Below are 23,520 nucleotides of genomic sequence, written 5' to 3' on the forward strand. Positions count from 1 at the left end.
GAACCGATACCGAATTCACTCCTGGGAGTGACCCAGGAGCTGACATGGCGTCAGTGCTTGTAGAAGCCCTGCCCGCTCTTGCGTCCGATGTCACCGGCATCAACCATCCGGCGCATCAGCTCCGGCGGCGCGAACTTCTCGTCCTGCGTCTCCGTGTAGATGTTGCCGGTCGCGTGCAACAGGATGTCGACACCGGTCAGATCGGCGGTGGCGAGCGGTCCCATGGCGTGGCCGAAGCCCAGCTTGCAGGCGGTGTCGATGTCCTCGGCCGACGCGACACCCGACTCGTAGAGCTTGGCGGCCTCGACCACGAGGGCCGAGATGAGGCGGGTGGTGACAAATCCTGCCACATCCCGGTTGACCACGATGCAGGTCTTGCCGACGGACTCGGCGAACTCGCGTGTGCGGGCGAGCGTTTCGTCGCTGGTCTTGTAGCCCCGTACGAGTTCGCAGAGCCGCATCATCGGCACGGGCGAGAAGAAGTGCGCGCCGACGACCCGCTCCGGACGTTCCGTCACCGCCGCGATCTTGGTGATCGGGATGGCGGAGGTGTTGGAGGCGAGGACCGTGTCGTCGCGCACGAGCTTGTCGAGCGTACGGAAGATCTCGTGCTTGACCTCGAGCTTCTCGAAGACGGCTTCGACGACGATGTCGGCGTCGGCGACCGCGTCGAGGTCGGTGGTCGTGGTGATGCGGCCGAGCGCCGCGTCGGCGTCCGCGGCCTCCAGTTTCCCCTTGGACACGAACTTGTCGTACGAGGCCCTGATGCCGTCACGGCCCCGGGTCAGCGCGGCGTCGGTGACATCGCGCAGGACGACGTCCCAGCCCGCCTGCGCCGAGACCTGCGCGATACCGGACCCCATGAGTCCGGCTCCGATGACGGCGAGCTTCCTGGCCACGGCACACCCCTTTGATTCCTTCGGTCTTAACGCCTGTTCACTTCAGGCTCTCCGGCGGAGATTAGCGCCCGTGAGCGGCCGAGTGGCGGTGAAGAGATGCGCGTCACGTCCCACATGGCGGACATCACACCGGCGCTCCTCACGCGGCGGCCCGTACCCCGTAGTTGACCGCCTTCCCGCCCGGTGGCCCCTCCCTCGCGCCGGGGAGGAGGAGTGCCTCCCGGGAGACTCCGGCCGCCTCGGCGACGGTCTCCTGCCCGAGGGTGCGCTCCGGGAAGAGCCCGGCCGCCACCGCGGTGAGCATGCCGTCGTCGCCGCTCTCCGGCCTGATGCTGCCGGCGGCCCTCGCGCCGGGCCGGCGGGACGCGGCGCGGGCGGCGTACGGGGGCGACCGCGCGGGTACGACGATGCCCCGCACGGCGCCTTGATGCCGGCCGCGCCGGTGCCGGTCTCCGTGACGGTGGGCACACGTGTCCTCCGGGAGGCGGGGGCGTGGCTAGGCTCGGCCCCATGGTCAATCTGACGCGCATCTACACCCGTACCGGCGACCGGGGCACCACCGCCCTGGGCGACATGAGCCGCACCGCCAAGACCGATCTGCGGATCTCGGCGTACGCCGACGCCAACGAGGCCAACGCCGTCATCGGGACGGCGATCGCCCTGGGGCAGCTCGACGAAGAGGTCGTGAAGGTCCTGGTCCGGGTCCAGAACGACCTCTTCGACGTGGGCGCGGATCTGTCGACCCCGGTGGTCGAGGACCCGAAGTACCCGCCGCTCCGTGTCGAGCAGGCGTACATCGACAAGCTGGAGGCGGACTGCGACCGCTTCCTGGAGGAGCTGGAGAAGCTGCGCAGCTTCATCCTGCCGGGCGGCACCCCGGGCGCGGCGCTGCTGCACCAGGCGTGCACGGTCGTACGGCGCGCGGAGCGGTCCACGTGGGCGGCGTTCGAGGTGCACGGCGAGGTCATGAACCCGCTGACGGCGACGTATCTCAACCGGCTCTCGGACCTCCTGTTCATCCTGGCCAGGGTGGCGAACAAGGAGGTCGGGGACGTGCTGTGGGTGCCGGGCGGCGAGCGCTAGCCGACGACCGCCCGCGACGGGGCTCTCCCCGGTCCCCGACGCGCCGGACGGGCTTGGATCCTCCTGGCCGCCCGGCGCGTCGGGGACCGGGGACGGGGCGGAGCCCCTCCCGCCCCCGGCTACCCGACCGGCTCCCGCTTCGGGAAGACCGTGTACGCCGTCGCGACGACCACGTTGACACCGATCACGAAGAGCATCTTCTCCTGCCACATCCGCAGCGATCCGATGTCGCCGTCGCCCCCGACGTACCAGACCGCCGCCTGGAGCAGCCCGATCGCGACCACCGCCGCCAGGACCCAGTGGGCCGCGGTCTTCCACTCGTGCACCGCGCGAGCCGTCCCGTACTTCGGCGCCGGCACCGGCGCCGGTCCGCCCACGAAGCGGTGGGCGACCCGGGTGTCGACCCACTTGATGGTGCGGTGGCCCAGCCCCACCGTGAAGCCGATGTAGACGGCGGCGAGTCCGTGCTTCCAGTCCGGCTCGGCGCCGTTCTTCAGGTCGACGGCCGTGACGGTCAGCAGCACGACCTCCAGCAGCGGCTCCATGAGCAGCACGGCCGCCCCGGCGCGCGGCATCCCCGCCAGGTAGCGCAGGGCGAGGCCCCCGGCCAGCAGCACCCAGAAGCCGACCTCGCAGATGATGATCAACGTGACGATCACGGGACTCTCCTCTCCGTTGCGTCCCCACCCTCCCGTCCGCGCAGCCGTGAATCGTCGTCGCCAGTGACGAACCCCCACTGCATCCTTCGATGTAGCCGCGGCTCACCCCGCGCGGGGAGGACGAGCCGGTCCGCACCGTGTTGGATGGTGGCGTGACCCGGTTCCCCCGTACCCACCGCGACGACGTCCTCATCGCGGTGACCGGCCTGCTCGGCGGGGTCCTGCTGTGGGGCCTCGGGCTGCACATCACGCCCGGCCGCGACTTCCTGCCGCCCTGGGTGACGCTCGTGCCGCTCGCCGTGACGGCCTTCCTGGAACTGCTGCGCAGGACGTGCCCCCGTGCGGCCCTGCCCGTCGGTACGCTCGCGGTGGTCGCGGACCAGTTCACCCACGGCAACCTGGCCACCGTCCTCATGTTCACCGACCTGATGTACGCCGCCGTGGTGTACGGAACCCCCGCGTCCGCCCGCCGGATCCCGGTCGTCAGCGGGCTGGCCACCGTCGCCGTCACGATCGCCGCCCTGGCCTGGTACCGCCGGCCGGAAGCACTGCTCCTCGGTGTCGTCACCGGTCTGGTCTCCTTCGCGCCCGCCGTCACCGGCGCCACCCTGCGCAACCACCGCCAGGCGGCCGAGGCGGCGCGGCTGCGCGCCGAACAGACCGCGCTGCTGGCCGAGATCGACCGCGGCCAGGCCATCGTGGCCGAGCGGTCCCGGATGGCGCGCGAGCTGCACGACATGGTCGCCAACCACCTCTCCGCCATCGCGATCCACTCCACGGCCGCGCTGTCCCTGGGGGAGCCGAAAGCGTCGGCGGACGCGCTGGCCGTCATCCGGGAGAACAGCGTCCAGGGCCTGGCCGAGATGCGCCGGCTCATCGGGCTGCTCCGGGACACCGGCGGAGCGGACCGGGAGCCCGCCGTCGCCCCCTCGCTCGACGGACTCGACGCCCTCCTCGGCCAGGTGCGTACGGTCGGCGCCGACAGCGGTCTCGCCTTCGTCCTCGACGACGGACGCGAGGCGGGCGGCCGGCTCCCGGCGCCGGTCGAGATGGCCGCGTACCGGATCGTCCAGGAGTCCCTGACCAATGCCCTCAAGCACGCCTCCCCCGGCACGGTCACCGTCTCGCTCGCCCACACCGACCGGCGGCTGACGGTGCGGGTGACCAGCCCGTACGGAGAGCGGCCCGGCCCGCGCGCACCCGGTTCCGGGGCCGGCCTGGTGGGGATGCGGGAGCGGGTGACGCTGCTCGACGGGACGCTGGAGGCGGGCCCGGTCACCGCGGCGGACGGCACGAAGACCTGGCAGGTACGGGCACAGCTGCCCGCAGAGGACGATACGGAGCTCTTCGCATGACGATTCGGGTACTGGTCGCGGAAGACCAGTCGGCGGTACGGGCGGGCCTGGTGCTCATCCTGAACAGCGCTCCGGACATCGAGGTGGCCGGGGAGGCCGGGGACGGCGAGGCGGCGGTCAGGCTGGCCCGCGAGCTGCGCCCGGACCTGGTGCTGATGGACGTGCAGATGCCGCGTCTGGACGGGGTGTCGGCGACCCGGCAGGTGGTGGCGGAGCGGCTCGCCGACGTCCTGGTGCTGACCACCTTCGATCTGGACGAGTACGTCTTCGGGGCGCTGCGCGCGGGGGCCTCGGGCTTCCTGCTGAAGAACACCGACGCGAAGGACCTGATCGAGGCGGTACGCACGGTGGCGCGCGGCGAGGGCCTGATCGCGCCCGCCGTCACCCGCCGGCTGATCGCGGAGTTCGCGTCGCCCGTGCCCGTACGGTCCGCGGACGCGCCGGATCCGGCGGTGCTCGATTCGCTCACCCGGCGCGAGCGCGAAGTGCTGTCGTGCCTGGGCGAGGGGATGTCGAACGCGGAGATCGCCCTGCGTCTGGCCATGGCCGAGGCGACGGTGAAGACGCACGTGAGCCGCCTGCTGGGGAAGCTGGAGCTGCGCAGCCGGGTGCAAGCCGCCGTACTCGCTCAGGAGTTGGGCATCTGACCGCCCGGTGACTCCGGGGTGGCCCCCGGCTGCATTCCGGTGGTCCAGACCTCTTGACGATTGGTCCAGACCTTCCTACGCTCGCCGCACCGCAGTGGTGAGCGTGTCATGTCAATCGGTGTGCTCGCCGAGCGGCGCAGGTCCCATCCCCGTTCACCACAGGACCTCTCTCTCGGGAGCACCCTTGAGTACATCGACCACCCCCCTACGCACCCGCTTCAGAACCCGGGCGGCAGCCGGTCTGACCGCGCTGATCGTGCCCCTCGCCGCCATGGTCGGCCTCGCCTCCCCCGCACAGGCCGCCGAGTCGGCGACCGCCTCGTACACCAAGAGCTCCGACTGGGGCACCGGCTTCGAGGGGAAGTGGACGGTGAAGAACACCGGCACCACCACCCTCAACGGGTGGACCGTCGAGTGGGACTTCCCGGCCGGTACGTCCGTCACCTCCGCCTGGGACGCCGACGTCACCAACTCGGGCAACCACTGGACCGCCAAGAACAAGAGCTGGGCCGGCAGCCTGGCCCCCGGCGCCAGCGTGTCCTTCGGCTTCAACGGAACCGGCACCGGCTCCCCCAGCGGCTGCAAGCTCAACGGCGGCTCCTGCGACGGCGGCTCCGTGCCCGGCGACACTCCGCCGACCGCGCCCGGCACCCCCTCGGCGAGCACCATCACCGACACGTCCGTGAAGCTCTCCTGGACCGCGTCCACCGACGACAAGGGCGTCAAGAACTACGACGTGCTGCGCGACGGCGCCAAGGTCGCGACGGTCACCACCCCGTCGTACACGGACAGCGGCCTCACCGCGGGCACCGACTACTCGTACTCCGTCCAGGCCCGTGACACCGCCGACCAGAAGGGCCCGGTCAGCGGCGCCCGCGCGGTCAGGACCACCGGCGGTTCCACCGACCCGGGCCCCGGCCCCGGTGACCAGGTCAAGCTGGGCTACTTCACCGAGTGGGGCATCTACGGACGCAACTACCACGTGAAGAACCTGGACACCTCCGGCTCCGCCGGCAAGATCACGCACATCAACTACTCGTTCGGCAACGTCCAGGGTGGCAAGTGCACCATGGGCGACAGCTTCGCGGCGACCGACAAGGCGTACACCGCCGACCAGAGCGTCGACGGCAAGGCCGACACCTGGGACCAGCCGCTGCGCGGCAACTTCAACCAGCTGCGCAAGCTCAAGGCGAAGCACCCGAACATCAAGGTGCTGTGGTCCTTCGGCGGCTGGACCTGGTCCGGCGGCTTCACCGACGCCGTCAAGAACCCGGCCGCGTTCGCCGACTCCTGCTACAAGCTGGTGGAGGACCCGCGCTGGGCCGACGTCTTCGACGGCATCGACCTGGACTGGGAGTACCCGAACGCCTGCGGTCTGTCCTGCGACACCAGCGGCCCGGCCGCGTTCAAGAACATGATGCAGGCCATGCGCGCCAAGTTCGGCACGGACAACCTGGTCACCGCCGCCATCACGGCGGACGCCACGGCCGGCGGCAAGATCGACGCCGCCGACTACGCCGGAGCGGCCGCGTACTCCGACTGGTACAACGTCATGACGTACGACTTCTTCGGCGCCTGGGCGAAGAACGGCCCGACCGCCCCGCACTCCCCGCTGACCTCGTACCCCGGCATCCCGCAGGCCGGCTACACCTCGGCCGACGCCATCGCCAAGCTCAAGGCGAAGGGCGTACCCGCGAAGAAGCTGCTGCTCGGCATCGGCTTCTACGGGCGCGGCTGGACCGGCGTCACGCAGAAGGAGCCGGGCGGCACGGCGACCGGACCCGCCGCCGGCACGTACGAGTCGGGCATCGAGGACTACAAGGTCCTCAAGACCAAGTGCCCGGCGAACGGCACCGTCGCGGGCACGGCGTACGCCCACTGCGGCACCGACTGGTGGAGCTACGACACCCCCGCGACCATCGCCTCGAAGATGAGCTGGGCGAAGGGACAGGGCCTGGGAGGCGCGTTCTTCTGGGAGTTCAGCGGCGACACCGCCAATGGCGAGCTGGTGACCGCGATCAACAACGGTCTGAAGTAGTAAAGATCCGCAACACAAAGGCTTGAAACAGTCGGGGGGACGGGTCAGTGACCCGTCCCCCCGACTGCTTTCTGTACGGTCTGTACCGTCTACGCCACGTTGACGCGCTGGCCGGGAGGCGCGGCCTCCAGCCAGGCGAGGAAACCGGTGAGAGCGTCCTCGCTCATCGCCAGCTCCAGCCGCGTACCGCGGTGCGCACAGCCGAGGATGCAGTGGTCGGACAGCAGCGCCAGCTCTTCCTCGCCCTCGGGGGCACGGCGCGAGAGCACCTCGATCGCCGAGCGCTCCAGGACGCGGCGCGGGCGGGGGGCGTACGAGAAGACGCGGAACCAGTCGATGCGGTCGCCGCTGTAGCGGGCGACGCCGTACACCCACCCCTTGCCCGAGGTGTCGGGTTCCTCGGGGGTGTTCCAGCGCAGACTGCAGTCGAAAGTGCCGCCGGAGCGCTGGATCAGCCGCCGGCGCAGCCCGAAGACGAACAGTCCCACCAGTACCAGCGCGACCACCGAGCCGCTCACGAGCAGAGCGAGGAACATCTCCACCGACCTCCTCGCATCATCTCAGTACCAGTAAGAGAACAGAATTCCCAGCTGTATCGCCTCAGCCGCGACCCGCTCTGGAGTATCCAGTACGGGCCGCGGCTGAAGTCAAAACGTGTCGGTGCGGGACTCAGTGTCCCGCGACCGCGCGCAGTCGGACGTCGGCGCGGCGCTCGGCGGCGGCGTCCGCCTCCGCCTTCGCCCGCTCCAGCGCCCGCTCGGCACGCGCGGCGTCGATCTCGTCCGCCAGCTCGGCGATCTCCGCGAGCAGAGACAGCTTGTTGCCGGCGAAGGAGATGAACCCGCCGTGCACAGCGGCGACGACAGTGCCGCCGTCACTCGTACGGATCGTCACCGGGCCCGACTCCAGCACACCCAGCAGCGGCTGGTGACCGGGCATGACGCCGATGTCGCCGGACGTGGTGCGCGCGACGACCAGGGAGGCCTCGCCGGACCAGACGTTACGGTCCGCCGCGACCAGCTCGACGTGCAGCTCAGCAGCCAAGGTGGCTCCTCGGGTCACCACCCGGCGGTTGTGCCGGGTGTTGGGTCAATTCTAGGGGGCGTACGGAGAGGGGCGGGACGGACCCGCCCCTCTCCCATGAGTCGCGTGAGTCACGCGGCTCGGGTGATTCAGGAGACGCCGAGCTCCTTGGCGTTGGCCTTGAGGTCCTCAATGCCACCGCACATGAAGAACGCCTGCTCGGGGAAGTGGTCGTAGTCGCCGTCGCAGATCGCGTTGAACGCGGTGATCGACTCGTCGAGCGGTACGTCCGAACCGTCCACGCCGGTGAACTGCTTGGCGACGTGGGTGTTCTGCGACAGGAAGCGCTCGACGCGACGGGCGCGGTGGACAACGAGCTTGTCCTCTTCGCCCAGCTCGTCGATACCGAGGATCGCGATGATGTCCTGGAGGTCCTTGTACTTCTGGAGGATCCCCTTGACGCGCATGGCAGCCGCGTAGTGGTCCGCCGCGATGTAGCGCGGGTCCAGGATGCGGGACGTCGAGTCCAGCGGGTCGACCGCCGGGTAGATGCCCTTCTCCGAGATCGGACGCGACAGAACGGTCGTCGCGTCCAGGTGGGCGAAGGTGGTCGCCGGCGCCGGGTCGGTCAGGTCGTCCGCGGGGACGTAGATCGCCTGCATCGAGGTGATCGAGTGACCGCGGGTCGACGTGATGCGCTCCTGCAGCAGACCCATCTCGTCAGCCAGGTTCGGCTGGTAACCCACCGCGGACGGCATGCGGCCGAGCAGCGTGGAGACCTCGGAGCCGGCCTGGGTGTAACGGAAGATGTTGTCGATGAAGAAGAGCACGTCCTGCTTCTGCACATCGCGGAAGTACTCCGCCATGGTCAGACCGGCAAGGGCGACGCGCAGACGGGTGCCCGGGGGCTCGTCCATCTGACCGAAGACAAGCGCCGTCTTGTCGATGACGCCGGACTCGGCCATTTCCTCGATGAGGTCGTTGCCCTCACGGGTACGCTCACCGACGCCCGCGAACACCGACACACCGTCGTGGTTGTTGGCGACGCGGTAGATCATTTCCTGGATCAGAACGGTCTTGCCGACACCGGCACCACCGAACAGACCGATCTTTCCACCCTTGACGTACGGGGTGAGAAGGTCGATGACCTTGACGCCGGTCTCGAACATCTCGGTCTTCGACTCGAGCTGGTCGAACGAGGGGGCCTTGCGGTGGATGGGCCACCGCTCGGTCACCTCGGCCTCGGCCTCGGGCTTGTTCAGGATCTCGCCAAGGGTGTTGAACACCTTGCCCTTGGTCATCTCGCCGACGGGGACGGTGATGCCCGCGCCCGTGTCGGTCACCGGGGCCTGGCGGACCAGACCGTCGGTGGGCTGCATCGAGATCGTACGGACCAGGCCCTCACCCAGGTGCTGGGCGACTTCGAGGGTCAGCGTCTTGATCTTGCCGTCCTCGGCCGGGTCTGCGACCTGGACCTTGAGGGCGTTGTAGATCTCCGGCATCGCGTCGACGGGGAACTCCACGTCGACGACCGGGCCGATGACCCGGGCGACGCGGCCCGTGGCGGCGGCCGTCTCAACAGTGGTCGTCATTACTTGTCACTCCCCGCGGTCGCGTCGGCCAGGGCGCTGGCGCCACCGACGATCTCGCTGATTTCCTGGGTGATTTCGGCCTGGCGGGCCGCATTGGCAAGCCGGGAAAGACTCTTGATGAGGTCCCCGGCGTTGTCGGTCGCCGACTTCATCGCGCGGCGGCGGGCAGCGTGCTCGGAAGCGGCGGCCTGCAGCAGTGCGTTGTAGATGCGGCTCTCGACGTAGCGCGGCAGCAGAGCGTCGAGGACGTCCTCCGCCGACGGCTCGAAGTCGAACAACGGAAGGATTTCGCCCTTCGTACCGGACTCCTCCGCGGCCTGGTCGAGGCTGAGCGGCAGCATCCGGTTCTCCACCGGGTTCTGCGTCATCATCGACACGAACTCGGTGAAGATGATGTGGAGTTCGTCCACACCGCCCTCGGCCGTTTCCGTCTCGATCGCCTTGATCAGCGGCGCGGCGACGTTCTTGGCGTCCGCGTACGTCGGGCTGTCGGTGAAGCCCGTCCACGACTCCGCGACCTTGCGCTCGCGGAAGTTGTAGTAGGCGACACCCTTGCGGCCGACGATGTACGTGTCGACGTCCTTGCCCTCACCGCGAAGCCGCTCCGTCAGCCGCTCCCCCGCCTTGATGGCGTTCGAGGAGTAGCCGCCGGCCAGACCGCGGTCGCTCGTGACGAGCAGGACAGCGGCCCGGGTCGGCTTCTCGACCTCGGTGGTCAGGGCGTGCTTGGTGGTGGAGCCGGTCGCCACCGCGGTCACCGCACGGGTGAGCTCGGTCGCGTACGGCGTAGAAGCCGCCACCTGGCGCTGCGCCTTGACGATGCGCGAGGCGGCGATCATCTCCATCGCCTTGGTGATCTTCTTGGTCGCGGTGACGGATCGGATGCGACGCTTGTAGACCCGGAGCTGGGCTCCCATGAGTCAGGTCCCTTCCGTCGTCACTTGGAGACGTTGACGGCCGGCGCGTCCTCGCCCAGGAGCCTGCCGTCCGAGGTCTCGAACTGCCGCTTGAAGGCGGCGATGGCGTCCGCGACCGACGTCAGGGTGTCGTCCGACATCTTGCCGCCCTCGGCGATGCTGGTCAGCAGCTCCTTGCGCTCGCGGCGCAGGTGCTCCAGCAGCTCGCTCTCGAAGCGACGGATGTCCTCGACCGGGACGTCGTCCATCTTGCCGGTGGTGCCGGCCCAGACGGAGACGACCTGCTCCTCGACGGGGTACGGGTTGTACTGCGGCTGCTTCAGCAGCTCGACCATGCGCTTGCCACGCTCCAGCGACGCCTTCGAGGCCGCGTCCAGGTCGGAACCGAAGGCGGCGAACGCCTCCAGCTCGCGGTACTGGGCGAGGTCCACGCGCAGTCGGCCGGAAACCTGCTTCATGGCCTTGTGCTGGGCGGAGCCACCGACGCGGGAGACCGAGATACCGACGTTCAGCGCCGGGCGCTGGCCCGCGTTGAACAGGTCGGACTCCAGGAAGCACTGGCCGTCGGTGATGGAGATGACGTTGGTCGGGATGAACGCCGACACGTCGTTCGCCTTGGTCTCGACGATCGGCAGACCCGTCATCGAACCGGCGCCCATGTCGTCGGAGAGCTTGGCGCAGCGCTCCAGCAGACGCGAGTGCAGGTAGAAGACGTCGCCCGGGTAGGCCTCGCGGCCCGGCGGACGGCGCAGCAGCAGCGACACGGCGCGGTAGGCGTCCGCCTGCTTCGACAGGTCGTCGAAGATGATCAGGACGTGCTTGCCCTGGTACATCCAGTGCTGGCCGATGGCAGAACCGGTGTACGGCGCCAGGTACTTGAAGCCGGCCGGGTCGGAGGCCGGGGCGGCGACGATCGTCGTGTACTCGAGCGCGCCCGCCTCCTCCAGCGCACCGCGAACGGACGCGATGGTGGAGCCCTTCTGGCCGATGGCGACGTAGATGCAGCGCACCTGCTTGTTCACGTCGCCCGAGCGCCAGTTGTCGCGCTGGTTGATGATCGTGTCGACAGCCAGAGCGGTCTTGCCGGTCTGACGGTCGCCAATGATCAGCTGACGCTGGCCACGGCCGATCGGCACCATCGCGTCGACGGCCTTGTAGCCGGTCTGCATCGGCTCGTGGACCGACTTGCGGACCATGACGCCGGGGGCCTGCAGCTCGAGGGCGCGGCGGCTGTCGGTCGCGATCTCGCCGAGACCGTCGATCGGGTTGCCGAGCGGGTCGACGACGCGGCCGAGGTAACCCTCGCCGACGCCGACGGAGAGCACCTCACCGGTGCGCCGCACCGGCTGGCCCTCCTCGATGCCGCTGAACTCGCCGAGGACGATCGCACCGATCTCCCGCTCCTCGAGGTTGAGGGCGAGACCGAGGGTGCCGTCCTCGAACTTCAGCAGCTCGTTCGCCATGGCCGAGGGAAGACCCTCGACCTTCGCGATGCCGTCGCCGGCAACGCTTACCGTTCCGACCTCCTCGCGCGAGGCCGCGTCCGGCTGGTACGACTGGACAAAGTTCTCCAGCGCGTCCCGGATCTCCTCCGGCCGGATCGTGAGCTCCGCCATCTGGGTTCCCTGCTCTCCTTGTTGGGCCCGAAGTTCTTGGGGATCTGGGGGCCGACCCCCAGGAATCTTCTGCAATCTCTGCACGGCCCAACCGGGCCGCTAGCGATACGTGTTCAGTTGGTGCTGGTCAGCCGGCCATGCGGCGGGTCGCCTCTTCGAGGCGGTCCGCGATGGTGCCGTTGATGACCTCGTCGCCGACCTGTACCTGGATGCCGCCGAGGACCTCGGGGTCCACGTCGAGATTCAGGTGCATCTGGCGTCCGTACAGCTTCGCCAGTGCGGCGCCGAGGCGCTGCCTCTGCTGGTCGGTGAGCGGCACCGCCGAGGTGACGACGGCGACCGTGCGGTCCCGGCGCGCCGCGGCGAGCTTGGACAGGGACTCGAGTCCCGCCTCCAGGCTACGTCCACGCGGCTGAACCACGAGACGTACCACGAGACGCTCGGTGACCGGGTCGGCCTTGCCGCCGAGCAGGCTGCGCAGCAGCCGGCTCTTGGCGGAGGCCGTCGCCGACCTGTCGGTCAGCGCGGACCGCAGTCCGGTGTCGGACGCGACGATCCGGCCGAACCGGAACACCTCGTCCTCCACGTCGTCGAGCGCGCCGGCCTGCTGCGCCGCGGTGAGGTCGGCGGTGGCCGCCAGCTCCTCGATCGCGTCGACCAGGTCACGCGACCGCGACCAGCGGGAGCGGACCATGCCGGAGACCAGGTCGGCGGCGTCGCCGCCCACCTGACCGCTCAGCAGTCGCGCGGCCAGCTGGGCCTTGGCCTCGCCGGCCTGCGCCGGGTCGGTCAGGACCCGACGCAGCGACACCTCGCGGTCGAGCAGCGCGGTGACGGCGGACAGCTCACCGGCGAGTTTCGCCGCGTCGACCGACGTGTTGTCGGTCAGCGCGTCGAGACGCTCGCGGGCGGCAGCCAGTGCCTCGCGGCTCGCTCCGTTCATCGGGCGGCCTCGGCCTTCTCCTCGAGCTCGCTGAGGAAACGGTCGATCGTACGGCTCTGCCGGGCGTGGTCCTCGAGGGACTCGCCGACGAGCTTGCCGGCCAGGTCGGTGGCGAGCTTGCCCACGTCCTGGCGCAGCGACAGGGCGGCCTGCTTGCGGTCCGCCTCGATCTGGGCGTGGCCGGCGGCGATGATCTCCTCGCGCTGGCGCTGACCCTCTGCCCGAAGTTCTTCCTTCAGGACAGTGCCCTGTTCCAGCGCCTCCTGGCGCAGGCGGGCGGCCTCGTGGCGGGCCTCGGCGAGCTGGGCCTTGTACTGCTCCAGCACGCTCTGGGCCTCGGTCTGAGCTGCATCGGCCTTCTCGATACCGCCCTCGATCGCCTCGCGACGCTCGTCCAGGACCTTGTTGATGGCCGGGAGGAGCTTCTTGGCGAGGAAGAAGAAGACGACGGCGAAGGCGATCAGCCCGACGACGAACTCTGGACCGGGCGGGATGAGGGGGTTCTGCTCCTCAGTCGCCGCCAATACCAGCGCGTTCACATCAGTGCCTTTCGTCGAATAGATCTACGGGGGTGAAAATCACGGACCGTAGACGAACGGCATGACGATGCCGATCAGGGCCAGCGCCTCACAGAAGGCGAAGCCGAGGATCTGGTTGGCGCGGATCAGGCCGGCAGCCTCGGGCTGGCGGGCCAGGGCCTGGGTGCCGTTACCGAAGATGATGCCGACGCCGACGCCGGGGCCGATGGCGGCGAGGCCGTAACCGATGGAGCCGAGGGAGCCGGTGACGGCAGCAAGGGTCTCAGTGGCAGCCATGCTGATTCTTCCTTCTCTGTACGGACCGGTGGGGGTTGGCCACCGGACGATGGGGGTGGAGCGGGGCAGGCGCTGGTCAGTGGTGCTTGGCGAGCGCGCCCTGGATGTAGGTGCAGGCCAGGAGCACGAAGACGTACGCCTGCACAAGCTGCACGAAGAGCTCGAAGACGATCATGACCATGGTCATGACGAACGAGACGCCTGCGGCCGGGATCATCCAGCTGTTCAGCAGGTACCAGCTGGCGACGGTGAACATCACGAGCAGGAGGTGACCGGCGAACATGTTCGCGAACAGTCGGACCATGTGTGTGAACGGCCGGACGAGCACGTTCGAGAAGAACTCGATGACCATGACGAGCGGCAGCACGGGGCCGAGCGACTTGTCATAGCCGGTGACATTCTTGAGCGCCCCGACGAAACCGTGCGTGCGGAAGGTCAGCGACATCCACAGCACGTAGACGATGAGCGCCAGGGCGGCCGGGAAGGCGATGACCGAGCTCACCGGGAACTGCATGAGCGGGATGACCGACCAGATGTTCATGATCCAGATGAAGAAGAACAGCGACACCATCAGTGGCACGTACTTCTCACCGTCCCTCTTGCCGAGGGTCTCGTAGACGATGCCGCGGCGTACGAAGTCGTAGCCCGCCTCGCCGATCATCTGAAGCTTGCCCGGCACGAGCTTGGGCTTGCTGAACGCCGCCCAGAAGAAGCCGACGACCAGGACGGTCGAAATCAGCGCCAGAAGCATCGGCTTGTTGAACTCGTAGCCACCGACGGTGAACATCGGCTTGAAGAGAAAGGAGTGCAGGCCCGGGGCCGGGAATCCACAGCCGTTGTCGGCGAGGATGCGGCAGCTCCAATCGAAGGCGAGCGTCGTCTTTTCAGCACTCACCGCGGGCTCCTTCAGCGTGGCGCATAGGTACGGCAACCTCGTTGTGTCGGCGCGGCAAGCAGCCGCGGTTCGGCACTGGACTGGTGTAACGGATGTGGGGGCGGCTGTCGGGCATCGAGCCTCGCGATGGAACAGGCGTCAGCTCGGATGCCCGCGCCCGCAGTGCCGCAGTTGGCACCGGACGATAGCAGGATCTCGAACGCGCCTTTATACCGGCCCTACCCTTCACGACGAAGACCCCGAGCTCTTCGGCTTCTGCGCCTCGGAGGATTCCGGCTCGACGTAAAGAATCTTGGCCTTCATGTGCGCACGCGCCTGAGCGGCGATCCACACAAGGGTCGTCGCGACCAATGTGATGGCGAACGCCTTGGGATTGAACAGGGTGGTGTCCTTGAACAGCGCCACGAAGATGAACAGCAGGAGCAGCTGGGCGGTGTAGAGCATCAGCCCCATCGCCTGGAAAAGCTGCGGCAGCGACTTCGCGGTCCGCTGGAGTACGACGAGTCCCACCCCCATGAAGAGGATCACGACCAGCGTCGCAACAACGGCTCCGAGCGCTCCCTCGCCGCCCGCGACCACAGCGCTGACGACGGCGGCGATCGCGCCGGCGGCAGCGGTGGGCACAGCGGTCTGGAGGAGACTCCGGACGTCGTTGGAGGGCATGGCGGCAGCTCCGCTTGCTGGTGGGGGCAGTAGGTGTCGTCATGGACGAGCGTAAGCCGGACCGAGGGGGTCACCTCTGTCCGAGGGGCCGTCGCACTACGGCCTCTCGGCATGTCGCCGGGTCTCGTGAACGGTATCACAAACTATTTGATGAGGTCTTTACCAAGATGGTGTGCTGGCTGTCACACATGAGAGTGACAGCGCACGTCTGCGCAGGACACCCTCACCCTTTGTCTGGTAATGAGACCTGATGCGCCAAATCGTCAGCGGGGCGTTCCGGCTTTCCGCCGCTCGGGGAGGCGCGAACGGGGCCCGATGGCGGTCGCCCCGTTGACACCCGTGGGAACCGGGGTGCGTTCTCCGGGCTCGTCGGTCACAGGACCCTCGGCCGTCCCGTCCGGCTCGGCCGCCTCCCCCTCCTCCCGCGCGGCGTCTCCGAACGCCGCCGCGCGGCTCCTGCGGTAGCGCGGTGGAATGAAGGACTCCGCCCAGCGCGGGGCGCGCGGGGTGAAGCGCGGGAGGAGCAGGAGCCCCAGGCCGACCGCGCTGAGCCCGACGATGCCGAGCACGATCCACATGCTGGCCGAGTGCACCGAGTACGCGACGGCGCCGAAGGCGATCAGGGCCGACCAGAAGTACATGATCAGGACCGCCCTGCTGTGCGAGTGGCCGATCTCCAGCAGCCGGTGGTGCAGGTGCCCGCGGTCCGCCGCGAACGGCGACTTGCCCTGCCAGGTGCGCCGCACGATCGCCAGCAGCAGGTCCGCGACCGGGATCGCGATGATCGTCAGCGGCAGCAGCAGCGGGATGAAGACCGGCAGCATCGCGTGCGTGACCTCGCGCGTGCTGCCGCCCGGGAGGAAGAGCTTCATCGCGTCCGGGTCGACCTGTCCCGTGACCGAGATCGCTCCGGCCGCCAGGACCAGGCCGATCAGCATCGATCCCGAGTCGCCCATGAAGATCCTGGCCGGATGCATGTTGTGGGGCAGGAAGCCCATGCACATGCCCATCAGGATCGCGGCGAAGAGGGTGGCGGGCGCGGCCTCCTCGATGCCGTAGCCGTACCAGATCCGGTACGCGTACATGAAGAACGCCGTGGAGGCGATGCAGACCATGCCGGCGGCGAGGCCGTCGAGACCGTCCACGAAGTTCACCGCGTTGATGGTGATCACGACGAGCGCGACGGTGAGCAGGTTGCCCTGCCAGGCGGTCACCGAGACCGGGCCGACGCCGGGCACCGGGAGCCACAGGATCGTCAGGCCCTGCATGACCATCACACCGGCGGCGATGAACTGGCCGCCCAGCTTGATGAGGGCGTCGATCTCGAACTTGTCGTCCAGTACGCCGATGAGCCAGATCACCGCGGCGCCCGACAGCAGCGCGCGCGGCTCGTTCGACAGCTCGAAGACGCTGTTGAGGTTCTGCAGATGGTCCGCGACCAGCAGACCGGCGCACAGACCGCCGAACATCGCGATGCCGCCGAGCCGGGGAGTCGGCTCCCGGTGTACGTCGCGGGCACGGATCTCCGGCATCGCGCCGGTCGCGATGGCGAACTTCCGCACCGGTCCGGTCAGCAGGTATGTCACCGCCGCCGTAACGCAGAGCGTCAGCAGGTATTCACGCACGGGCAGCCCCACAGGTATCGCCGGCCATCTCAGCCCCACACCCTAGCTTCGTGGCCACATGCTCCAGGACGTACGGGTGCCTGTTGATGGTTGCACGGCTCATTTCCGGACCGGATACGGCGGGAAGTCCCCGGCCAGATCGCGTACCCGGGCCGCGGTCTTCGGACCCTCGCCCCGCAGCGCCGCCGAGAAGAGCGCCGCGATGCGCGCCATCTCGGCCTCGCCCATCCCCTGGGTGGTGACGGCCGCGGTGCCCAGCCGGATGCCGCGCTCGTCGCCGTACGGCAGGGCGCAGCAGTCGACCACCAGGCCGGCCGCCGACAGCAGGCCGCGGGCCGTGCGGCCCTCCACGCCCAGCGGGGCCGGGTCCGCGGTGATCAGGTGGGTGTCCGTGCCGCCGGTGGTGACGACGAAGCCCTCCGCCGCCAGGGCCTCGGCCAGTGCGCGCGCGTTGACGACGACCCGATGGGCGTACGCCGCGAAGGCGGGGGCCGCCGCCTCGGCGAAAGCGACCGCCTTGGCGGCCACCGAGTGCATCTGGGCGCCGCCCTGGGTGAAGGGGAAGACGGCGCGGTCGATGCGCTCGGCCAGCTCGGCGCCGCACAGCAGCATGCCGCCGCGCGGGCCGCGCAGCACCTTGTGCGTGGTGGCGCAGACGACGTCGGCGTACGGGACCGGGCTCGGCGCCGCTCCCCCGGCGATCAGGCCGATGGGGTGCGCGGCGTCCGCGACGAGGTAGGCGCCGACCTCGTCGGCGATGGCGCGGAAGTGCGCGTAGTCGGGGTGCCTCGGGTAGGCGATGGAGCCGACGACGATGGCTCTGGGGCGGTGCGTACGGGCGAGGAGGCGTACCTGGTCGTAGTCGATCAGACCGGATTCGTGGTCGACGCCGTAGCCGACGAAGTCGAACCAGCGGCCGGAGAAATTGGCAGGGGAGCCGTGGGTGAGGTGTCCCCCGTACGGGAGGCCCATGGCCAGGACGGTGTCGCCGGGGCGCAGCAGCGCGGCGTACGCGGCGAGGACGGCGGCGGAGCCGGAGTGCGGCTGGACGTTGGCGTGCTCGGCGCCGAAGAGGGCCCTCGCGCGGTCGACGGCGATGCGCTCGGCGACGTCGACCAGTTCGCAGCCGCCGTGGTGGCGGGCGCCGGGGTACCCCTCGGCGTACTTGTTGGCGAGCGGGGAGCCGAGGGCGGCGAGGACTGCGGGGGAGGTGAAGTTCTCGGCCGCGATGAGCTGGAGGCCGGTGGCTTCGCGGTGCAGTTCGCCGAGGATGACGTCGGCGATCTCCGGGTCCTGGCGGCGGAGCTCGTCGAAGCCCGCGCCGAGGGCGGTGTGCTCCTGCTGAACGGGTGCTGCGGTGACCGGCATGGCTGGCTCCGGGCCTGGCGAAGGGGTGCGGCCCCTCCAATGTAGGACGGGCCCGGCCGCGCTGCTCGCCGTACGACGCGTTGTTCCTCCCCCGCCCCGCCCCTTTCCCGGACCGGGGCGGGCCCCGGGCCAGGACGCCCTCCGGGCGTGTCCTCGAACGCCGGAGGGGCCGGATCTCCCGCCCGGCGGGCACATGCGGCCTCTCGGGGTCCCCGGGCGGAGTCCGGGGGCGCGGTCCGGGGCGGAGCCCGGCACACGGCGGAGCCGCGGAAGGCCGCAGCGGGAAGGGGTGGGCGGGGGAGAGGGAGCCCGTCAGGGGGTGCGGGCCGGTGTTCCCGTGAGCGCCGTGACGACCGGGTCCAGCGCCGTGTTGATCTCGTCTCCGACGGAGCGGAAGAAGGTGATGGGGGCGCCGTACGGGTCGTACACCTCGTCGGCCTCCACGCTCGGGGCCAGCAGCCAGCCGCGCAGGGCCGCCGCGGCCCGTACGAGGGAGCGTGCGCGCTCCACCACGCCGTCCTGGAGGGGATCGGGCAGGGTGGCCGGGTCGATGGCCCGTACGAGCCGGGTGAACTCCTTGAGCGTGAACGTGCGCAGGCCCGCCGAGTGGCCCATGGAGATGACCTGGGCGCGGTGGTCGCGGGTCGCGGTCAGGACCAGGTCGGCCCGGATGACGTGCTCGTCGAGCAGCTCGCGCCCGGTGAAGCCCGCCGCGTCGGCGCCGAAGTCGGCGAGGACGGCGGCGGCGTTGGCCTCCATGGGGGCGCCTTCGTGCCCCCATGTGCCCGCGCTCTCCACGAGGAGCCCGCGGGTGAGCGGGTCGCCCAGGCGGTCGGTGAGGGCATGGCGGGTCAGCCGCTCGGTGATCGGCGAGCGGCAGACGTTGCCGGTGGAGACGTGGAGGATACGGAAGGTGTCGCTGGTGCTGCCTCCGGCTATGCCACGCCCGTCAAGGGCGGTCAACTGGCCACCTCGAGGTCGGGTACGACCTTGCGCAGCTCCTCGGCGTCGAGGGCGCCGGCCCGCAGCAGGACCGGGACCTTGCCCGTGACGTCGACGATCGACGACGGGACGATGCCGGGGGTCGGGCCGCCGTCGAGGTACACCGAGACGGAGTCGCCGAGCATCGCCTGGGCGGCGTCGCAGTCCTCCGGAGCGGGGTGTCCCGTGAGGTTGGCGCTGGAGACGGCCATCGGACCGAACTCGGTGAGCAGCTCGATGGCGACGGGGTGCAGCGGCATGCGGACGGCGACGGTGCCGTGCGTCTCGCCCAGGTCCCACTGGAGGGACGGCTGGTGGCGGGCGACCAGCGTCAGGGCGCCGGGCCAGAAGGCGTCGACGAGCTCCCACGCCTGCTCGGAGAAGTCGGTGACCAGGCCGTGCAGGGTGTTCGGGGAGCCGATGAGGACGGGCGTGGGCATGTTGCGGCCGCGGCCCTTGGCCTCCAGGAGGTCGCCGACGGCCTCGGCGCTGAAGGCGTCGGCCCCGATGCCGTAGACGGTGTCGGTCGGCAGGACGACCAGCTCGCCGCGGCGGACGGCGGCCGCGGCTTCGCGCAGACCGGTCTTGCGGTCGGTCGCGTCGTTGCAGTCGTATCGCCGTGCCATTTAAGGGGCCTCCTCGTGCGGGAACTGGTTTCTGCGGCCGGCGGTCACGGCATGGCCTTGCGGGCGGTCGCGAAGCGGGGCCGGTTGTTGAGGTCGGGGTGGTCGGCCGCGTCGGCCCAGCCACGCTCCTCGGTGAAGATCCACGGCACCTGGCCGCCCTGGGTGTCGGCGTGCTCGATGACGACGACGCCGCCGGGCCGCAGCAGGCGGTGGGCGGTGCGCTCGATGTGGCGGATCAGGTCGAGGCCGTCCTCGCCGGAGAAGAGGGCCATCTCCGGGTCGTGGTCGCGGGCCTCGGGGGCGACGTACTCCCACTCGGTGAGCGGGATGTACGGCGGGTTGGAGACGACCAGGTCGACCTGGCCGTCGAGCTCGGGGAGCGCGTCCCGGGCGTCGCCCTGGTGGACGGTGACGCGCGAGCCCTCGGCGTTCCTGCGGGTCCACTTGATGGCGTCGTCGGACAGCTCCACGCCGTGCACGCGCGAGCGCGGGACTTCCTGCGCCATGGCGAGCGCGATGGCTCCGGAGCCGGTGCACAGGTCGACGATGAGCGGCTCGACGACGTCCATGGCCCGTACCGCGTCTATCGCCCAGCCGACGACCGACTCGGTCTCGGGGCGCGGTACGAAGACGCCGGGGCCCACCTGGAGCTCCAGGAAGCGGAAGAAGGCGCGTCCGGTGATGTGCTGCAGCGGTTCGCGGGCCTCGCGGCGCGCGATCGTCTCCCAGTAGCGGGCGTCGAAGTCGGCGTCCTTGACGTTGTGCAGCTCACCCCGCTTGACCCCGTGCACGAACGCGGCGAGCTCCTCCGCGTCGAACCGCGGTGAGGGCACGCCGGCGTCGGCCAGCCGCTGGGTGGCCTGGGCCACCTCGGCGAGCAGCAGATTCATCCCGGTCCTCCGACTTGCAGGGGGCTTTGCTGGGTTACGGACGGGCTTACTGGCTTTCCTGGGCCGCCGCGAGCTTGGCGGCGGAGTCGGCGTCGACGCAGGCCTGGATCACGGCGTCCAGCTCCCCGTCGAGCACCTGGTCCAAGTTGTACGCCTTGAAGCCGACGCGGTGGTCCGAGATCCGGTTCTCCGGGAAGTTGTACGTACGGATCTTCTCCGAGCGGTCGACCGTGCGGACCTGGCTGCGGCGTACGTCGGAGGCTTCCTGCTCGGCGGCCTCCTGGGCGGCGGCGAGCAGCCGCGAGCGCAGGATGCGCATGGCCTGCTCCTTGTTCTGGAGCTGGCTCTTCTCGTTCTGGCAGGAGGCGACGACGCCGGTCGGCAGGTGCGTGATGCGCACGGCCGAGTCGGTGGTGTTGACGGACTGGCCGCCGGGGCCCGACGAGCGGTAGACGTCGATGCGGAGATCGTTGGCGTGGATCTCGACGTCGACCTCCTCGGCCTCGGGGGTGACCAGCACACCGGCGGCGGAGGTGTGGATGCGGCCCTGGGACTCGGTGGAGGGCACGCGCTGCACGCGGTGCACGCCGCCCTCGTACTTCAGCCGCGCCCAGACGCCCTGGCCGGGCTCGGTCGCGCCGTTGCCGCCCTTGGTCTTCACCGCGACCTGGACGTCCTTGTAGCCGCCCAGCTCGGACTCGGTGGCGTCGATGATCTCGGTCTTCCAGCCGACGCGCTCCGCGTACCGCAGGTACATGCGCAGCAGGTCGCCGGCGAACAGGGCCGACTCGTCGCCGCCCGCGCCCGCCTTGACCTCGAGGATGACGTCCTTGTCGTCGCTGGGGTCGCGCGGGACGAGGAGCAGCCGGAGCTTCTCGGTGAGCTCGCCCTGCTGCTTCTCCAGCAGCTTGAGCTCGGCTGCGAAGTCCGGGTCGTCGTGGGCGTACTCGCGCGCCGTGACGATGTCCTCGCCGGTCTGCTTCCAGGCCCGGTACGTCCCGATGATCGGGGTCAGTTCGGCGTAGCGCTTGTTCAGCTTGCGCGCGTTCGCCTGGTCGGCGTGGACCGAGGGATCGGCCAGCTTCTTCTCGAGATCAGCGTGCTCGCCGATCAGATCCTCGACCGCCTCGAACATCTTCGGGCTCCTGGGTTGCAAAAAACGAAAGGGGACTGCGACCTGTGCGTCACGACAAAGCGCCGGTCCTCCCCGCTCCGGTCCGGAGCGGCCGAGGACCGGCGCAGTGGCTCGCTACTTCGCGGCGGCAGCCTTGCCGAAGCGCGCCTCGAAGCGGGCCACGCGGCCACCGGTGTCGAGGATCTTCTGCTTGCCCGTGTAGAACGGGTGGCACTCGGAGCAGACCTCGGCGCGGACGGTGCCGCTGGAGATCGTCGAGCGGGTGGTGAACGACGCGCCACAGGTGCAGCTGACCTGGGTCTCGACGTACTCGGGGTGAATTTCGCGCTTCAAGGTGTCTCCTAGTTTCGGGAGGGCGCCGGGTCGCTCACGCGGATTGCGTGGACGTGAACCGGGGCCGACGTACCAGTCTGCCAGCACTGGCCGCATCTCCCAAAACCGGGGACGGGCCGGAACTATTCCCCCGGCTCGCGCTCGTCCGCGGCGGCTACCCGCCCGCGACGATCTCGCCCGCGTCGCCCTTGTCGCCCGCGGAGTCCCTGGTCGCGGCGGCCGGTACGGGCCTGTCCTGGCGCAGCGCCTCCCAGACCTGCCGGGACTGGCGCTGGAGCGGGAGGACGCGGTTGAGGTCGGCCGGGTCGTACCGCACGGGCAGCGTCACCATCTTCATGTCGTCCGCGCCGATGCCCTTGAGGCCGCTCGCGAAGCCCGCCAGCTCCTTGACCGAGGCGAGGTCGGAATCGGTGGTGACGGTCCTGGTGGCGCTGTCGGCGAGGTCGTACAGCTTCTTGGGGCTGGTCAGGACGCCGACGTCCTTGACCTGGTCGATCAGTGCCCTCATGAAGGCCTGCTGGAGCTGGATGCGGCCGAGGTCGCTGCCGTCGCCGACGCTCTTGCGGGTCCGCACGAGGCCGAGCGACTTCTCGCCGTCGAGGGTGTGCGTGCCGGGCTTCAGGTGGAGGCGGCTCTTGTCGTCGTCGATGGGCCGGCTGGTGGTGATCTCCACGCCGCCCAGGTCGTCGACGAGCTTCTTGAAGCCGGTGAAGTCGACCTCGATGTAGTGGTCCATGCGGATGCCGGACATCTTCTCGACGGTCTTGACCGCGCAGGCCGGGCCACCCACCTCGTACGCCGTGTTGAACATCTGGTGCCGGCCGCCGGGGACCTTCCCGCCGCCGCTGTCCGAGGCGCACGCGGGGCGCTCGATCAGGGTGTCGCGCGGGATCGAGACGACACTGGCCTTCTTGCGGCCCTCGTACACGTGCAGGACCATCGCGGTGTCGGAGCGGGCGCCGCCCTCGTCCTCGCCGTACTCGGCGTTGTCGCCCGAGCGGGAGTCGGAGCCGAGGACGAGGACGTCCATCGAGCCGTTGTCGACGTCGGCGGGGCGGTCGGTGCCGAGCCGGGTGTTGATGTCGACGCCCTTGAGGTTGCCGTCGAGCTTGAAGTAGACGTAACCGAGTCCGGTGCCGCCCAGCAGCACCACGCCCGCCGCGGCCCACGCGGTGACGGTCAGCGCCTTGGCGCGGCCGCTCCGTTCCTTCCGGCGTCTGCCGGTGCCCCGTATGCGGCTGCTCCTGCTCTGCTCGGCCATGTCTCTCCCCAGCCCTCGTTGCTTGCGGTACCCCCTGCCGTGGTGATCAAGCACGGTATGTCGGCACTTGTCAGACGACGGAACACCGTGAAGGGTTGCACAACGCCCTGTGGCCCCTGCTGGGGGCAGGGGCCACAGGGCGCGGGCGACAGGACC

At 69.7% G+C, this 23,520-nt stretch carries 25 protein-coding genes; 4 read left to right on the top strand and 21 right to left on the bottom strand.

The genetic code is table 11. The annotated features are described in order from the left end of the window. Positions 1-50: 50 nt before the first annotated feature. Together ABD374_RS07865 and ABD374_RS07870 are read right to left on the bottom strand one after the other, a co-directional pair. Positions 51-899 carry a 3-hydroxyacyl-CoA dehydrogenase family protein gene (locus tag ABD374_RS07865; RefSeq protein WP_344492838.1) on the bottom strand — a complete coding sequence of 283 codons (849 nt, stop codon included), beginning with the start codon at positions 897-899 and terminating at the stop codon, positions 51-53. 139 nt (positions 900-1,038) lie between these two features. Next, positions 1,039-1,317 carry a hypothetical protein gene (locus ABD374_RS07870; RefSeq protein WP_344492841.1) on the bottom strand — a complete coding sequence of 93 codons (279 nt, stop codon included), beginning with the start codon at positions 1,315-1,317 and terminating at the stop codon, positions 1,039-1,041. A gap of 92 nt (positions 1,318-1,409) precedes the next feature. On the opposite strand from ABD374_RS07870, the gene ABD374_RS07875 reads away from it, so the two are divergent. Further along, entirely contained in the window at positions 1,410-1,982 is a 573-nt protein-coding gene (locus ABD374_RS07875; protein WP_344492844.1) for a cob(I)yrinic acid a,c-diamide adenosyltransferase, read from the top strand. A gap of 119 nt (positions 1,983-2,101) precedes the next feature. Here the strand turns inward: ABD374_RS07875 and ABD374_RS07880 are convergent, their stop codons facing one another. Then, entirely contained in the window at positions 2,102-2,641 is a 540-nt protein-coding gene (locus ABD374_RS07880) for a hypothetical protein (protein ID WP_344492846.1), read from the bottom strand. Positions 2,642-2,793: 152 nt separating this feature from the next. Between ABD374_RS07880 and ABD374_RS07885 the strand changes: the two genes are divergently transcribed. The 3 genes from ABD374_RS07885 to ABD374_RS07895 all read left to right on the top strand — a co-directional run bounded on the left by ABD374_RS07885 (position 2,794) and on the right by ABD374_RS07895 (position 6,681). Next, entirely contained in the window at positions 2,794-3,996 is a 1,203-nt protein-coding gene (locus tag ABD374_RS07885; protein ID WP_344492848.1) for a sensor histidine kinase, read from the top strand. After that, a complete protein-coding gene (locus ABD374_RS07890; protein WP_344492850.1) occupies positions 3,993-4,643 on the top strand; it encodes a response regulator in 651 nt (216 codons plus the stop codon). The genes ABD374_RS07885 and ABD374_RS07890 overlap by 4 nt, the downstream gene beginning before the upstream one ends. Before the next feature lie 184 nt (positions 4,644-4,827). After that, the gene (locus tag ABD374_RS07895) at positions 4,828-6,681 is read left to right on the top strand and encodes a glycoside hydrolase family 18 chitinase (protein ID WP_425577158.1); all 1,854 of its coding nucleotides are present in this window, start codon (positions 4,828-4,830) and stop codon (positions 6,679-6,681) included. Between the two features lie 89 nt (positions 6,682-6,770). Here ABD374_RS07895 and ABD374_RS07900 read toward each other — a convergent pair whose 3' ends face one another. The 18 genes from ABD374_RS07900 to ABD374_RS07985 form a co-directional block, all read right to left on the bottom strand. Beyond that, complete coding sequence (locus ABD374_RS07900) at positions 6,771-7,217, bottom strand: DUF2550 domain-containing protein (protein ID WP_344492852.1); 447 nt, start codon at positions 7,215-7,217, stop codon at positions 6,771-6,773. A 133-nt stretch (positions 7,218-7,350) separates the two neighbouring features. Beyond that, the gene (locus tag ABD374_RS07905; protein ID WP_344492854.1) at positions 7,351-7,725 is read right to left on the bottom strand and encodes a F0F1 ATP synthase subunit epsilon; all 375 of its coding nucleotides are present in this window, start codon (positions 7,723-7,725) and stop codon (positions 7,351-7,353) included. 128 nt (positions 7,726-7,853) lie between these two features. Further along, entirely contained in the window at positions 7,854-9,296 is a 1,443-nt protein-coding gene (atpD, locus tag ABD374_RS07910; protein WP_344492856.1) for a F0F1 ATP synthase subunit beta, read from the bottom strand. Continuing rightward, on the bottom strand, positions 9,296-10,213 hold the full coding sequence (locus tag ABD374_RS07915; protein ID WP_344492858.1) for a F0F1 ATP synthase subunit gamma: 918 nt from the start codon (positions 10,211-10,213) through the stop codon (positions 9,296-9,298). The genes atpD and ABD374_RS07915 overlap by 1 nt, the downstream gene beginning before the upstream one ends. 20 nt (positions 10,214-10,233) lie before the next feature. Further along, positions 10,234-11,829 (bottom strand): F0F1 ATP synthase subunit alpha, encoded by a 1,596-nt coding sequence (atpA, locus tag ABD374_RS07920; RefSeq protein WP_344492860.1) that lies wholly within the window; start codon positions 11,827-11,829, stop codon positions 10,234-10,236. Positions 11,830-11,956: 127 nt separating this feature from the next. Beyond that, positions 11,957-12,772 (bottom strand): F0F1 ATP synthase subunit delta, encoded by an 816-nt coding sequence (locus ABD374_RS07925; RefSeq protein ID WP_344492862.1) that lies wholly within the window; start codon positions 12,770-12,772, stop codon positions 11,957-11,959. Next, a complete protein-coding gene (locus ABD374_RS07930) occupies positions 12,769-13,311 on the bottom strand; it encodes a F0F1 ATP synthase subunit B (RefSeq protein WP_344492864.1) in 543 nt (180 codons plus the stop codon). Before ABD374_RS07930 ends, ABD374_RS07925 begins: the two co-directional genes overlap by 4 nt. A gap of 39 nt (positions 13,312-13,350) precedes the next feature. After that, positions 13,351-13,587, bottom strand: coding sequence for an ATP synthase F0 subunit C (atpE, locus tag ABD374_RS07935; protein ID WP_344492866.1), 237 nt, complete (start codon positions 13,585-13,587; stop codon positions 13,351-13,353). Positions 13,588-13,663: 76 nt separating this feature from the next. Continuing rightward, positions 13,664-14,482, bottom strand: coding sequence for a F0F1 ATP synthase subunit A (gene atpB / locus ABD374_RS07940; protein WP_344492868.1), 819 nt, complete (start codon positions 14,480-14,482; stop codon positions 13,664-13,666). 225 nt (positions 14,483-14,707) lie between these two features. After that, positions 14,708-15,145 (bottom strand): Cg1360 family ATP-synthase-associated protein, encoded by a 438-nt coding sequence (locus ABD374_RS07945; protein ID WP_344492870.1) that lies wholly within the window; start codon positions 15,143-15,145, stop codon positions 14,708-14,710. A gap of 263 nt (positions 15,146-15,408) precedes the next feature. Beyond that, positions 15,409-16,770, bottom strand: a complete 1,362-nt coding sequence (locus ABD374_RS07950; protein ID WP_344492872.1) for an MraY family glycosyltransferase — start codon at positions 16,768-16,770, stop codon at positions 15,409-15,411. Positions 16,771-16,869: 99 nt separating this feature from the next. Continuing rightward, on the bottom strand, positions 16,870-18,138 hold the full coding sequence (locus ABD374_RS07955; protein WP_344492875.1) for a serine hydroxymethyltransferase: 1,269 nt from the start codon (positions 18,136-18,138) through the stop codon (positions 16,870-16,872). Between the two features lie 312 nt (positions 18,139-18,450). Beyond that, positions 18,451-19,101, bottom strand: a complete 651-nt coding sequence (locus tag ABD374_RS07960; RefSeq protein ID WP_344492878.1) for an arsenate reductase/protein-tyrosine-phosphatase family protein — start codon at positions 19,099-19,101, stop codon at positions 18,451-18,453. Next, entirely contained in the window at positions 19,098-19,745 is a 648-nt protein-coding gene (locus tag ABD374_RS07965; RefSeq protein ID WP_344492880.1) for an L-threonylcarbamoyladenylate synthase, read from the bottom strand. The genes ABD374_RS07960 and ABD374_RS07965 overlap by 4 nt, the downstream gene beginning before the upstream one ends. Before the next feature lie 44 nt (positions 19,746-19,789). Next, positions 19,790-20,635: a peptide chain release factor N(5)-glutamine methyltransferase gene (gene prmC / locus ABD374_RS07970; protein WP_344492882.1), complete on the bottom strand. Its 846-nt coding sequence runs from the start codon at positions 20,633-20,635 to the stop codon at positions 19,790-19,792. A gap of 46 nt (positions 20,636-20,681) precedes the next feature. Next, entirely contained in the window at positions 20,682-21,770 is a 1,089-nt protein-coding gene (gene prfA, locus ABD374_RS07975; protein WP_344492884.1) for a peptide chain release factor 1, read from the bottom strand. A 114-nt stretch (positions 21,771-21,884) separates the two neighbouring features. Further along, positions 21,885-22,103 (bottom strand): 50S ribosomal protein L31, encoded by a 219-nt coding sequence (gene rpmE, locus ABD374_RS07980; RefSeq protein ID WP_028813220.1) that lies wholly within the window; start codon positions 22,101-22,103, stop codon positions 21,885-21,887. Between the two features lie 154 nt (positions 22,104-22,257). Next, a complete protein-coding gene (locus ABD374_RS07985; protein ID WP_344492886.1) occupies positions 22,258-23,364 on the bottom strand; it encodes an LCP family protein in 1,107 nt (368 codons plus the stop codon). Positions 23,365-23,520: the final 156 nt, after the last annotated feature.

This window comes from Streptomyces enissocaesilis, from assembly GCF_039533765.1.
GTDB classification, from domain to species: domain Bacteria; phylum Actinomycetota; class Actinomycetes; order Streptomycetales; family Streptomycetaceae; genus Streptomyces; species Streptomyces enissocaesilis.

Excerpts from the sequence above, each read along its gene's own strand:
- ABD374_RS07945 (WP_344492870.1), bottom strand. The coding sequence starts at position 15,145 with ATGCCCTCCAACGACGTCCGGAGTCTCCTCCAGACCGCTGTGCCCACC.
- ABD374_RS07890 (WP_344492850.1), top strand. The coding sequence starts at position 3,993 with ATGACGATTCGGGTACTGGTCGCGGAAGACCAGTCGGCGGTACGGGCG.
- ABD374_RS07875 (WP_344492844.1), top strand. The coding sequence starts at position 1,410 with ATGGTCAATCTGACGCGCATCTACACCCGTACCGGCGACCGGGGCACC.
- atpA (WP_344492860.1), bottom strand. The coding sequence starts at position 11,829 with ATGGCGGAGCTCACGATCCGGCCGGAGGAGATCCGGGACGCGCTGGAG.
- ABD374_RS07985 (WP_344492886.1), bottom strand. The coding sequence starts at position 23,364 with ATGGCCGAGCAGAGCAGGAGCAGCCGCATACGGGGCACCGGCAGACGC.
- prfA (WP_344492884.1), bottom strand. The coding sequence starts at position 21,770 with ATGTTCGAGGCGGTCGAGGATCTGATCGGCGAGCACGCTGATCTCGAG.
- ABD374_RS07915 (WP_344492858.1), bottom strand. The coding sequence starts at position 10,213 with ATGGGAGCCCAGCTCCGGGTCTACAAGCGTCGCATCCGATCCGTCACC.
- atpE (WP_344492866.1), bottom strand. The coding sequence starts at position 13,587 with ATGGCTGCCACTGAGACCCTTGCTGCCGTCACCGGCTCCCTCGGCTCC.
- ABD374_RS07925 (WP_344492862.1), bottom strand. The coding sequence starts at position 12,772 with ATGAACGGAGCGAGCCGCGAGGCACTGGCTGCCGCCCGCGAGCGTCTC.
- prmC (WP_344492882.1), bottom strand. The coding sequence starts at position 20,635 with ATGAATCTGCTGCTCGCCGAGGTGGCCCAGGCCACCCAGCGGCTGGCC.
- atpD (WP_344492856.1), bottom strand. The coding sequence starts at position 9,296 with ATGACGACCACTGTTGAGACGGCCGCCGCCACGGGCCGCGTCGCCCGG.
- ABD374_RS07900 (WP_344492852.1), bottom strand. The coding sequence starts at position 7,217 with ATGTTCCTCGCTCTGCTCGTGAGCGGCTCGGTGGTCGCGCTGGTACTG.
- ABD374_RS07955 (WP_344492875.1), bottom strand. The coding sequence starts at position 18,138 with ATGCCGGTCACCGCAGCACCCGTTCAGCAGGAGCACACCGCCCTCGGC.
- ABD374_RS07965 (WP_344492880.1), bottom strand. The coding sequence starts at position 19,745 with ATGGCACGGCGATACGACTGCAACGACGCGACCGACCGCAAGACCGGT.